Genomic DNA, 12395 nt, shown 5'->3' with positions numbered 1-12395 from the left:
AGAAGACTACCCAAAACCTCGCGCGCAGTGGCAAGTTTCAGGATACGTTGCGAGATATGATCGTACGAAACTAGACACTTAAGTGGCACATATAATCTCTAACAGGGTGGTGAAAAAGGAACGACCCCAATCAAAACGGGGTCTGGCATAGGCTGAGATAATCCCGACAACCCAACTTTCTGTTTACGACGATGCGCGGCAGTGATTTTGTTCAAGGGGCGATGTTGGGCGTGTGTGTCTACATGTGAAATTTTATCTGATTCCGCCCGGCTTTTTTTGCTTGGTACATAGCAGCGTCCGCCCATTTGAAAAGATCATCCAGCGTGTCCTGTTGTCCCAAAAAAAGGACCACGCCAATACTTCCAGTGCATCGGTGCTCGACAACAGCCGTCGAGGCATCGCTCCCGTTTCTCTTTAAGAAATAAGGGGCAGCTAGCACCCCGCGGATCTTTTCCGCAACAGCACTTGCGCTTTTAGTTGATTCAGTTTCCTGTGTAGACAAGCTAGGTAATAGAACCACAAATTCGTCACCGCCGAGGCGGGCGACCGTGTCGGCCTCACGTACAGAGTGTTTAAGACGCTCGGCCACTTCAACCAAGAGCTGATCACCCATGGCATGTCCATGTACATCGTTGAGTGACTTGAAGTTGTCAAGATCGAGAAACATCAGGGCGCCATGACAGTTGCTTCGCCTGCCTGCTGCCATGGCTTGTGCGAGACGATCCGTTAGCAAACGGCGGTTGGGTAACCGGGTCAAAGCATCATGGTACGCAAGCTGCTGAACCAACCGTAATGCTGCACGCAATTGCAGATGTGTATTTACTCTTGCGCGAACAACGGCGGCATTTATGGGTTTGGTAATAAAATCGACAGCGCCCAGCTCAAGTCCATACGCCTCATCTTGAGGGGCACTCTGTGCGGTGACAAAGATCACGGGAACATCACGAGTTCTCTCATTAAGCTTTAGACGACGACATACTTCATAACCGTCCAACTCTGGCATCATCACATCAAGCAGTATCAAGTCGGGCAGTTGCTCTTCGCAGGCTGCTAATGCTTGCATCCCAGTAGTCGCCATGCGTACCTGATGCGTGTCGCTGAATATTTCGTAAATTGCCTGGATGTTGAGCGGCTGGTCGTCGACGACCAGTAGACTACGTGGGCTGTTCTCCAAAGCTTCATTCATCTAGTTATTCCTGAAAATTTGCGTTGCTCCGAGCATGAGCTACTCTTTCTGTAGCCTTGCTTGCAAGGAAGAGCAGAGTTCTAGCGCTTGCCCAAAATCGAGCCGGCGAAGCGTGGCGTCGAGATCATCGAGCAGTATCCGCACGGATTGTTCTTCGAATATATTTTCAACCTTTTGACGCAGGGGACTAACCAGCTTGGTCGAGCGCATATCCCTGTTCTTCAAGCAATTTTCCAGCTCACTCAGATCGTGAAGTAGGGCGATACGATTCTCATTCGTCGCCAAACGTACTGGAGATGATTCTGGCCCGCAAGTCGATGTCTGTTTTTGCGGCAATGTATTCAACGTAACACGGAATTGTTTGGACAGTGTCAAAACGGCTTCGGCAAGCGCTTTCGTCGCAGCATCTTCTGACATGTTGTCCAAGGAATTTTCCATTTCCCCAGCTAGCTTGGCAAATGCTGTTGCGCCGATTGTTGCCGATAACCCCTTAAGGGTATGAGCACATAGCTTGGCTTTGGAAAACTCCGAGTGACTGATATGTTGTTGCAATTGCGCTAGCGCCTCTGGCGCATCGGAGCGATAGATTTCCACGAGTGATTCATATAACTCACGATTGCCATCTATACGTTTAATGGCTGCATCGACGTCAATAATCGTCTCTGTCGTAGCGGCAAGCGGTTCTGCCATGGCAGCTATATTGGTCGATTTCGACAGAGGTGAGACCGTTCCGACAGTCAATACGCTGACATGTCGCAAAATAGTGGCGATCAGGGTATCTAGATCGATGGGCTTGGCCACATGATCGACCATCCCTGCAGCAAGACATGCTTCTTGGTCCGATTTCATGGCATTTGCCGTCATCGCGATGATAGGTACACCCAACATCCGGGTATTCGCGCGCAAGCGGCGGGTCGCCTCGAAACCATCCATGTCGGGCATTTGCACATCCATCAGGATGGCGTCGAAAGGCGGAGTGGCTGCGAGCGCCTGGGTAACCCCGTCGTATCCGTTGCTGGCAATACTCACTTCGGCACCGCAGCCCTCGAGAAGCTCTTTCGCTATTTGCTGATTAAGCCGGTTGTCGTCAACAACCAACAGACGTAGCCCTTGTAGGTTCTTGCTAGCCTGGACCGCCTGTTGTGTGGAGAAACCACCTTCACGCGTCACAATGGCTTCCGCAACTGTCTCATAGAGTGTTGATGCAGTAATCGGCTTGACCAGGTATGCATCCACCAGATCGGGCTTGCCTACTGATATCTCTCGCTGCGGATCAAAACTTGCAGCTGGCCCCATCATGACAATTGGCAGCGTTGCGATTGATTCTTGCTGGCGTAGTGTTAGCGCAGTTTCCCACCCATCGATGCCTGGCAACCGCGAATCGATCAGCACGAGATCGTAATTGGGTGCTTTCGGTCCTTGCACGTGTTCCAGCGCCGCCTCCCCGCTAACTACGCACTGCATCTGCCATCCCATTGACTCCGCCATGCTCTGGAGAGCTTGTCGGGCCAGTGCGTTGTCCTCAACAGCCAAGACACGCAGTGCTGTCCCCGGCGGTGTCAAATAGGAGCGTTGCGCTCCTAACGGCGCACTGATGCCATTACCTTTGACTGGCTCCGTACCCAATTCGTCTGCGATGGCGAGTCGGATGGTAAAAAAGAATCGGCTTCCCTTGCCAAGTTCGCTTTCAACCGACAAGGTACCGCCCATCATGGCGACCAGCCGGCGGCTGATTGCCAGCCCGAGTCCGGTACCCCCAAAACGACGTGTCGTTGACGTTTCGGCCTGGCTAAACGCCCCAAAGATGTCGTCAACCTTATCGGCCGCTATGCCGATACCTGTGTCACGAACCGAAAATTCGACTTCTACCGCATCGGCGTAATGTTGGACTAGCCTGATGCCAATGACGATTTCTCCCTCTTCGGTAAATTTGACGGCATTACCTGCCAAGTTGAGCAGCACCTGACGCAAACGCAAGGGGTCACCAATGAATGCTGGCGGTACGTCTTTGGCAAGATCAAACACGATCTCGATATTTTTACTGCCAACGTTGGATGACAGAATAGCAGCCAGGTCGCGCATGACTTCATCTAGCAACATGAATTCGAGGCTCAATTCAAGCTTTCCCGCCTCAACCTTGGAGAAGTCGAGAATGTCATTGATGATGGCCAGCAGCGCCCGGGTTGCGCCTTCTGCCTTGGATGCATAATCGAGCTGGCGCGGAGTCAATCCAGTACGTAATAGCAATTGGAGCATGCCAAGGATGCCGTTCATCGGTGTTCGAATCTCATGGCTCATCGCAGCAAGAAAGCTCGACTTGGCACTATTTGCAGCGTCCGCCGCTTGTTTTGCCGCCAGCAAACTGGCTTCTGCATTTTTGCGGTCGGTGATATCCCGAACAATGCCTGTGAACATGCGTGCGCCATTGGCCTCCATCTCGCTGACAGCAAGCTCCATGGCGAAAAAGCTTCCATCCTTGCGCTTTCCACTCACCTCGCGACCAATGCCGATGACCTTCTTTTGGCCCGTCGACAGATACTTGAACAGATAGCTATCATGTTCAGTCGCGTAAGGTTCTGGCATCAACATGCTGACGTTACGCCCTAGTACCTCATCCTCGCTGTAGCCAAACAGCTTGGTGGCAGCCGGGTTCATTGACTGCACGATCCCCTCCGCATTGATGACAATAATGCCGTCCACTGTGGTTTCGATGATCGCCCGAATTCTGTTTTCTCGGGTTCTAATCTCAGCCTCGGCCTTTTTACGGTCAGTGACTATCGTGCCAGTACCCCGGTAGCCCAAGAAAACGCCTTCGGCGGAAAAATACGGCACTCCCGATATGGAAAGCCAGCGACATTCACCGGTATCCAGGACAGTCTGATACTCGAAATTCTTGAATGGCTGCCGGGTATCGAGTTGAGCAAGAGGAATCTCCAAATCATCTGGAGAACTCAAGGCGCCCATACGTGAGATCCGTTCGAAAACTATCCGAATACTTTTACCGAGCAGTCTCTCTGGATCAAATCCATAGGCTTGCGCAAAATTCTCCGAAAAAAAGATGAAGCGTTGCTCCTCATCCGTCTCCCAAAACCAATCGGAAGCACTTTGGGAGAAGTCACGGGCACGCGCTTCCTCCATCTCAAGCTTTGCAGTCATTTCCTTTGCCAGCTTTTCAGCGCGCCGTTTCCCGCTCATTTGCTGATACAGAAGAAGGGAAAATAGCGTATTGATTATGCTGAGCGTCAGGAATACAAGCCACGCCTGCGTAAATGAAATAGCGCTATCGAACCCGGAGGAGCTACTCACTTGCAAGGTCAAGTCGCGGCCGAGCACTTTCAGCGGCAAAGTGACGAAAAATCGACGCCCTTCGGCGGCATGTTGTGTATCGGAGAGATTTTCGGTGTGACCGTCGAAGTCATAAAGCGTTGTGCTTGTATCCGAGATCGTGGAGTGGTCGATGATTTCGAAATCAATACTGTCCGGGCCGACATCCCCGATGTTATGGAGTAGTTCGGCAATCACGATCGGGGAGTACACCAAACCACGCAATGCGGCGCGACGCTCTGGCATATTGCCTGGAGATGTTCCGTTCAGGTAGACGGGAACAATGATCAACACACCGGGTGTTTTGCGATCATCCTGCACCAGTGTGATAGCGCCCGTCATCGTGGGCTCACCACTGTCAATGGCTTGTTCAGCACTAACTCTTCGGGTAGCTTCTGAGCCAATATCCAGGCCAACGGCTCCGGCGTTATTGGCTCCGGGTTCAAGGTATTTGATAATCAAGTAGTCAGGATGCTGTTCGCTCTCGCCCAGTTGGCGCAAAGCAAACTCTGGCGCGCCATCGTTACGCGCTGCATCAATGAATGAATCCAACGCGGTACGCGGTACGCGTTCAATGAATCCAAAGCCCCTCAGCCCAGGAAACTCTTTGGGCAAGTCGCGCGCCTGGACATATGCACGAAACCCCGATCGTGTAATTTTCTCGCTTGCAGCGAGCATGCCCTTGGCACCGTTCAGTCCGTAAACAGGGACCTGAAAACGTCGCAAAACCTCGGTGTGTACACGCTCGACTCGTCGCTGAAACTCGCTTTTAGCCTCATCGAGGATTTCATTGCGCAACTCAATGCCGGCTACTACTGACAAGCACAAGCCAATCAGAAATACTGCGAAAGGCACTAGGAAAGTGAGCAGTTTATTTGGAAGATTCATTATGACCTAGACATTACGTGTTCTTGCCTGAGCTTAATGGAACAAAAGAGTCGTTGATTCCGGGGGGATCACTTGGCTGCAGATGAAGCGGCAGAACACTTCTCGAGTCTATAGCCGTACCCATAAACCGTTGAAATCTTCCAACCATTTTGTGGGTCAATCTGTAGCTTCTTCTTAAGCTTGCTAACGTGAGCATCAATCGTCCGAGTCTCGATCTCTCCTGCGTGCCCCCAAACGTTATCGAGGATCTTGACTCTTGAAACCAGCTTGCCTGCGTTCTCAAACAGAAAGAAAGCCAAGTCAAATTCTTTCTGAGTAAGTGAAACGGGCACGCCATTCATGCTCACCGTGTTTTCCCTGATATCGAATCCATACGGAGGGTATGAGATCACCTGCTGAGTTGGCCGCTTACTCGAACGTCGAAACAATGCCTGGACTCTGGCCACAAGTTCATCGACGCGGACGGGTTTGCAAACATAGTCGTCTGCGCCAAGCTGAAGTGCATGAACTATATTTTTCTCGGTATCAGTTGCACTCACGACAATGATGGGGATTTCCCAGCCAAGGTTGTTGCGTACCCATTTGATCGCAGTTTCGGCGGTCCCGTCCGGCAAACTCCAATCTAACAACAGTAGATCAAATCGTTCCTTTGACACAGACGAAATCAAGCTCGCAACGGATGCAAAGCCGGAGGACTCGAATCCAAGTCGCTTGAAGCTCTCCGAATACAGCAGAGCCAGCATGCGATCATCTTCAAGAAACCCAATCTTCATCATTTTCCTGACCTCGAAGATCGCCAGCGCCGATCCTCCACATTCCTGCTTGTTGAGTGGTTAGAACAATTTACATTTGCGCAACGGTTGACAATTTCACTCAAGTATTATGAGCGTCATGGGATTGAATTATCAATTCCGATCTTAGTTCATAAATCAGACGAGAGGTACTCACCATGGCTACCATGACTTTCCAAATCAATGATGCGTCCACCAGCACAGGGAATCCGGCCGTCTGGGTGACTGTTACCGAAAATGCTGATGGAACACTTACATTCAATGTGTGGCAGGAAGGCGGCGTGATTGGAGACCTGCGTGGTCTCTTCTTTGATGTCTCGGACGAGAGTATTCTCAACTCGCTGGTCATTACCTCCAGTGACGGTACTATGACTGAATTTCGTATCGGTAACGATACGATCAAGGACCTTGGCGACGGCGCGAACATGAATGGACTGCTCGGGTCGGATAAGGGGTACGACATTGGCGTTGAAATCGGCACCTCGGGGATCGGTAGCAACGACATCCAGAGTTTCAGCTTCACGCTTGATTCCACTGCGCGCGATTTGACGCTTGCCGATTTGGGTGGCGTGGACTTTGCGGCACGCTTGACATCGGTCGGAGTCGTTGGCGGCACCCGCGCCGATTCTTCCAAGATCCTTGAAATTACCTCGCAGGCCATTGAGGCCAACAATGATCTGGCCTTGGTTGACGAAGACTTGAATGGTAGTGGCAACGTCTTTTCCAATGACAATGCTGGCAGCGGCACGACCACTGTGACAGGCTGGAGTGGTGGCGCTGTCGGCAACCAGATTGCACTTTCTAGCGATGGTGACATCATCGGTACATTGAAGCTGAACGCCGACGGCAGCTATGTTCTTGACGCCAGCGCAGCAGACGAACTTTCCGAAGGCGAGCAAATCGTCTACAACTTTTCGTACGATGTCCGGAACCAGACAGAGGCGACTTCCTGGAGCGACGACAAGGCGAGCTTCACTGTTGTGGTCAAAGGCCAGAACGATGGTCCGGATGCTAACAGTGACGCAGCCGGTAGCGTTGAGGAAGGCAGCCTTCTTTCAGGCAACGTGACGACCAATGACACGGACGTCGATCGCCTTGATACGCATACCTACTCGTTGTCCTCGCCTTGGGATGGCCCGGGATCGCTGACCTTCAACGCAGACGGCACCTGGACTTACGACTCTGGCGATCTGGCTGATCTGAATGATGGGCAAGTACTCGATCTTTCGTTCCAGTATGTGATGACCGACAATCATGGCGCGAGTGATACCGCGACGGTCAGCTTCTCCGTGACTGGCGTAGGCGGCGGGAATGACACTGGTGGCGATAATACTGGTGGAGATAGCACGGGAAGCCAGGACAGCTTCCCCACCTTCGAGAAAGATATCTCACACGCCGTGCTGGTGTTCGAGACGACAAGCGGTGACCGGAATAGTGATGGTTACTATACGGTCAAGATCGACGGCTGGGATGGGCAGACCGACCTGGATGCTTCGATCGATACCATCCTCTCCTGGCTGGTTGCAAACGATCAAAATATCAGTACGGACACCGTGTTTATGGGCGCACAACTCAAGGGTGGTAGTGTCGGGAGCGCCAATGAAAGTTATGACGACTACTGGGCTGCGGATGGTGACAGCTCTTACACCGTGATGGACGTCCTAACCAACAAGCCTAACGACGGTGATGCAACCGTCACTGCCTGGTACAGCGATGACGCCGCGCCGGTCGACATGAGCCAGACATTCCAGACCCAAGTGGATCAGACTTACCTGTACGAAACAGTTATCTAATCTGCATTCGGCGCGTTTTGACGATCGAAGGCCGGCGGGGGGGGCGCCGGCTTTTTCTTGTCGATGCGGTGTGCCTATACTGGTCGTAAGGGGAAAGCGATGGTGATAACTTGGCTAGCCCACATTCTGTTCATTTAGGAAAGATGATCCCATTATGATTCTCCCTCCCGGGGAACTCACCGATCTTCTTCGCTCGATGCGCCGCGCCTTCCTGGCGGTTGGCGTATTCAGCTGTTCCATCAACATTCTTCTGTTGGCCCCAGCGATCTACATGCTTCAAACCTATGATCGCGTACTCACCAGCCGCAATGAAGACACGCTACTGTTACTCACCGCGCTCATGTTGGCGTTGTTAGTGCTGGAGGCAACGCTTGATTTCGTGCGAGGACGAGTTTTGGTACGCGTGGGGGTGTCCCTGGATATGCAGTTGGGTACGCGTGTTTTTGATGCAGCCTTCGGGCAAACCCTGGCGGGCGGGGTAACAAGTCCGACTCAGGCATTGTCCGACCTTTCCGGGGTGCGCCAGTTTTTTACGGGAAAGGGTCTTTTCGCTTTCTTTGACACGCCGTGGACCCCGATCTACCTGTTTGTCATATTCCTGCTCAACCCTTGGCTTGGTGTGTTTGCAGTGGTCGGCGCGATGGTGCTGTTGGCGTTGGCCTGGGTAAACGAGCGGGCGACTGGACCCGCCCAGGCAGAAGCAGGCAAGCTTTCTGCGAGCGCGAATCAGTATGCTGCAGTGCAATTGCGCAACGCCGAAGCGATCGAAGCCATGGGCATGCTGGACGGTTTGCGGGCGCGCTGGCAAGAGCGGCAAAGCGGCTTTATCGCACGTCAATCCGAAGCGAGTGACAGGTCAGCATTGATTGGATCGGCGAGCCGATTCACACGTATGGCGATGCAAAGCGGCATATTGGGTTTCGGCGCCTGGCTGGTACTCAGAAATCAGCTCACGCCAGGAAGTATGATCGCGGCGTCCATCTTGCTTGGACGAACACTTGCGCCTGTTGACCTGGCTATTGGAACCTGGCGCAGCTTTGTGACAGCACGCGGGGCCTATGCGCGGCTCACCAAGTTGCTTGAGGCACATCCTGCGCGCGAACATCTCATTACCCTGCCTGCGCCACAGGGCAATGTTGCGGCTGAAAACCTCGTGGTAGGTGCACCGGGCAGTCGCACCGCCATTCTCAAGGGCGTGAATTTCAGTGTTGCTGCTGGCAGTATCGTTGGCGTTGTTGGGCCAAGTGCTTCAGGTAAATCAACACTCGTTCGCGCACTTGTCGGCGTATGGACGCCGCTTGCTGGCGCAGTGCGACTCGACGGTGCGGAAATCCATAGCTGGAACAAGGGGCAACTTGGTCCCTATGTGGGTTACCTGCCGCAGGATGTCGAATTGTTTGATGGGACGATAGCAGAAAACATCGCCCGCTTCGGGGCACTTGATTCGGAGAAATTGGTCAGTGCTGCGCGTCGTGCCGGTGTACATGAGCTGATTCTTCAGCTGCCGAAAGGCTACGAGACTCCGATCGGCGAGGGAGGCATGGTGCTTTCTGGGGGACAGCGCCAACGGATTGCGCTGGCACGTGCGCTCTACGGAAAACCCGCGCTGGTGGTATTGGATGAGCCCAATGCCAATCTTGACGACGCAGGCGAGGCCGCGTTGATGGCGGCGTTACGTACACTCAAGGCCGAAGGATGCACCGTCTTTCTTGTCACGCACCGGGTTAATATCCTGCGCGCGACCGACACCATGATGGTAGTCGTGTCAGGCAAGATACAGGCCTTCGGTCCGCGTGACGAAGTCCTCAAGGCTACTGCTGGCGTACAGGTGCGCGCGCCAAATACTGAATTGAACAGGACGCCGGGAGAGGACGCATGAGCGGGGAGCGCCAATCCAATAATCGCGAACAAGAGACGCTCTCGACATTGCCGCCGGCAGTCAGTGCCGGGCCACAGGCCGATTATGGCGCCGCTATCCGCCTCGGATTGTGGGTACTCGTGCTCGGTTTGGGTGGGTTCCTTGCCTGGGCATCACTGGCCCAACTCGATGAGGGGGTGCCGTCACCCGGCGTAGTTTCGGTCGAGTCAAAGCGCAAGCGTATCGATCACCTGAGTGGTGGGATCATCGAAAAAATTGACGTGCAGGAGGGGCAGAAGGTTCGTGCGGGAGATGCGCTGGTCACCCTCAACGAGACTCAGGTCAAGGCCTCACTCAACGCCACGCAGAGTCAATGGCGAATCGCGAAAGCGACCGAGGCACGGCTCAAGGCCGAACGTAGTGGTAGGCATGAAATCGAATACCCAAGCGAACTCCTTGATAAGGCTAAGGAGCCTGAGTTTGCGTCCACATTACGAGCCCAGAGCGAGCTGTTCCGCTCGCGCCGTGCGGCACTTCAGGGTGAGCTTGCCATCATCGCTGAATCCGTGCGTGGCCTTGAGCTTCAATTGCACAGCCTGAATCAGTTGCTAGCTGGGCACGAAAAACAGATTCACCTGTTCAATGAACAACTTGCCTCCTATGTGAAGCTCAATGCGCAGGGATTCGTTTCTCGTAATCACCTGCTTGATATGGAGCGCCAACTTGCTGAAGTGCAGAGCAAGCAGAGCGAGGATCTCGCAAATATCGCCAGCGTCAAGGCACGGTTAGCGGAGTTCCGCATGCGCGGTAAACAGCGCGAGATCGAATACCGACGCGAAGTCGAGACGCAGCTTGCCGAGGTTCAGCGGGATGTGGCGACGTTAGCCGAACGGATGACTGCACTCTCTGACACATACCAGCGGCTGGTGATACGCGCACCAGTGAACGGTACGGTAGTCGATCTCGCCGTCCATACCCTTGGCGGCACGGTCAAACCGGGCGACCGCATCATGGATATTGTCCCGGAGGGCGATGAAATGATCGTCGAGGCTCAACTCGCCCCGTTGTATATCGATCGGGTCCAACCTGGCATGCTGGCGGATGTACGCTTCGATGCCTACATGACAGCACGCTCCGGCAGCCCCATCGTCAGCGGTTCGGTCATGGTTGTCTCCGCTGATGCGCTTACCGATTCGCGATCCGGGGCATCCTATTACGCAGTCCGCATAAGGGTGCCCCCGGCGGAAATTGGGAAACTGGGCGGGCTGCAGCTCCAGCCGGGGATGCAGGCAACGGTAGTTATCAAGACCGGCGAGCGTACCTTGCTTGTCTATCTGCTCCGGCCCCTGCTGCGGCGATTTGGAACGGCACTCGGAGAGCGATAAGCACGCCTAAGCGGGCCTACAGAATTCTGTGTAAATGAGCCTTGTGCATCTTCTTTTCAAATGGCAGCTTAAACCTTGGAATCTGCCACAGAAGTATCACGATCATGAACGTCCGTTATGGGCACGGAGTGTGAATTGGACATCCGGCAGGTTCCGGTGGTCAGTAGTCATTCAGGATGGCTGTTTCTCGTAATCATTGAGCTTTTGGTAACGGCAGAAACGCGTCGTCTCATGTAACGCGGGGCCTCCAGAGCAATAACCCGCCGTCGAGTCTAATTGCCACTGAGCTGCCTCGACGGCCCTGTGCTGGCCCGGTATGCTGTCCGCTCTTCATCTTTGGGCTGGAACCGCCATGACTAAAACCGAGTTGATTGAGATTCTGCAAAAAACATGGCGCTGAACCATGAACGGACGGTAAGCAAGGCGGATGTCAGTGCTTTCCTGGAATCCTTGAATTTCGTGATCACGGAGTTACTGGCTGCGGGCGGTGAAGTGACCTTGCCAAGTTTGGGCAAGTTCGCCGTAAAGAAAACGGCAGAGCGTACTGGGCGCAATCCAGCTACGGGCGAGACGATCACGATCGCAGCCAAGCGCGCTCCCAAATTTACACCCGCCAAGGCACTGAAAGACGCTGTGAAGCAATAGCTGCATCTGGCGGCAAGAGGTACGCACTGCCTCTTGCCTTCCCCTGATTATCCAGTGGTGTTAGTCGGCTAAGCGGCTGGCACATCGGTCTAATCCACAATTTCTGTGGATACCGAAGGGGATAGTGTTCGTATCCTGCTGATTAAAAATGGCTTTTCTGTGCTGCCTGATTTTGCAGCGCATGCGAAGCAGCGGGAGTGTATCAGTCGCTGTATCCTGAATGCGTCAGTAAATTTCGCCATTCACGATGTGCGTCAGTTGACTATAGAACTCACTTTGTACGCAATGCGTGAGTTATTTCCCGATTAGCCCAAAAACCTTTTGGGCCATGCCGGTGGCACTGCCGACCGGATCTTTACGGATCGCGCTTTCCTGCTCCGCGATGATCAGGAACAGCCCGTCGAGCGTCTTCTGTGTGACGTAATTTTCGATTTTGGCCTGTTTGGCATCGACAAGCCCGAATTGCGCACCTTTACCCGCAATATTGTTGTACTTCTCGGCCAGCCCGACTTTTGCAGTGGCCTT

The 12395-nt window shown here is 53.5% G+C and carries 8 protein-coding genes; 4 read left to right on the top strand and 4 right to left on the bottom strand.

Features of this window, described 5'->3' with window-relative positions; all coding sequences use genetic code 11:
* Positions 1-238: 238 nt before the first annotated feature.
* The 3 genes from AC0KVQ_RS15675 to AC0KVQ_RS15665 form a co-directional block, all read right to left on the bottom strand.
* Positions 239-1186 (bottom strand): diguanylate cyclase domain-containing protein, encoded by a 948-nt coding sequence (locus AC0KVQ_RS15675; RefSeq protein WP_473422125.1) that lies wholly within the window; start codon positions 1184-1186, stop codon positions 239-241.
* A gap of 39 nt (positions 1187-1225) precedes the next feature.
* On the bottom strand, positions 1226-5398 hold the full coding sequence (locus tag AC0KVQ_RS15670) for a CHASE domain-containing protein (protein ID WP_473422124.1): 4173 nt from the start codon (positions 5396-5398) through the stop codon (positions 1226-1228).
* 68 nt (positions 5399-5466) lie between these two features.
* Positions 5467-6174: a response regulator transcription factor gene (locus AC0KVQ_RS15665; RefSeq protein ID WP_473422123.1), complete on the bottom strand. Its 708-nt coding sequence runs from the start codon at positions 6172-6174 to the stop codon at positions 5467-5469.
* Positions 6175-6347: 173 nt separating this feature from the next.
* Between AC0KVQ_RS15665 and AC0KVQ_RS15660 the strand changes: the two genes are divergently transcribed.
* The 4 genes from AC0KVQ_RS15660 (at position 6348) to AC0KVQ_RS15645 (ending at position 11870) form a co-directional block, all read left to right on the top strand.
* Positions 6348-7982: an Ig-like domain-containing protein gene (locus AC0KVQ_RS15660; protein WP_473422122.1), complete on the top strand. Its 1635-nt coding sequence runs from the start codon at positions 6348-6350 to the stop codon at positions 7980-7982.
* 154 nt (positions 7983-8136) lie between these two features.
* The gene (locus tag AC0KVQ_RS15655; protein ID WP_473422121.1) at positions 8137-9861 is read left to right on the top strand and encodes a type I secretion system permease/ATPase; all 1725 of its coding nucleotides are present in this window, start codon (positions 8137-8139) and stop codon (positions 9859-9861) included.
* Positions 9858-11225, top strand: a complete 1368-nt coding sequence (locus tag AC0KVQ_RS15650; RefSeq protein WP_473422120.1) for an HlyD family type I secretion periplasmic adaptor subunit — start codon at positions 9858-9860, stop codon at positions 11223-11225. The genes AC0KVQ_RS15655 and AC0KVQ_RS15650 overlap by 4 nt, the downstream gene beginning before the upstream one ends.
* 390 nt (positions 11226-11615) lie before the next feature.
* The gene (locus tag AC0KVQ_RS15645; RefSeq protein ID WP_473422119.1) at positions 11616-11870 is read left to right on the top strand and encodes an HU family DNA-binding protein; all 255 of its coding nucleotides are present in this window, start codon (positions 11616-11618) and stop codon (positions 11868-11870) included.
* 294 nt (positions 11871-12164) lie between these two features.
* Here the strand turns inward: AC0KVQ_RS15645 and AC0KVQ_RS15640 are convergent.
* Positions 12165-12395, bottom strand: a 231-nt coding sequence (locus tag AC0KVQ_RS15640; RefSeq protein ID WP_473422118.1) for a DUF4197 family protein, incomplete at its 5' end; no start/stop codon positions are given.

The organism is Formivibrio sp. oc-25, assembly GCF_055810895.1.
The sequence above is the reverse complement of the archived record's forward strand: the minus strand, read 5'-3'. Positions and strand labels throughout refer to the sequence as shown.

Excerpts from the sequence above, each read along its gene's own strand:
- AC0KVQ_RS15675 (WP_473422125.1), bottom strand. The coding sequence starts at position 1,186 with ATGAATGAAGCTTTGGAGAACAGCCCACGTAGTCTACTGGTCGTCGAC.
- AC0KVQ_RS15670 (WP_473422124.1), bottom strand. The coding sequence starts at position 5,398 with ATGAATCTTCCAAATAAACTGCTCACTTTCCTAGTGCCTTTCGCAGTA.
- AC0KVQ_RS15665 (WP_473422123.1), bottom strand. The coding sequence starts at position 6,174 with ATGATGAAGATTGGGTTTCTTGAAGATGATCGCATGCTGGCTCTGCTG.
- AC0KVQ_RS15660 (WP_473422122.1), top strand. The coding sequence starts at position 6,348 with ATGGCTACCATGACTTTCCAAATCAATGATGCGTCCACCAGCACAGGG.
- AC0KVQ_RS15655 (WP_473422121.1), top strand. The coding sequence starts at position 8,137 with ATGATTCTCCCTCCCGGGGAACTCACCGATCTTCTTCGCTCGATGCGC.
- AC0KVQ_RS15650 (WP_473422120.1), top strand. The coding sequence starts at position 9,858 with ATGAGCGGGGAGCGCCAATCCAATAATCGCGAACAAGAGACGCTCTCG.
- AC0KVQ_RS15645 (WP_473422119.1), top strand. The coding sequence starts at position 11,616 with ATGGCGCTGAACCATGAACGGACGGTAAGCAAGGCGGATGTCAGTGCT.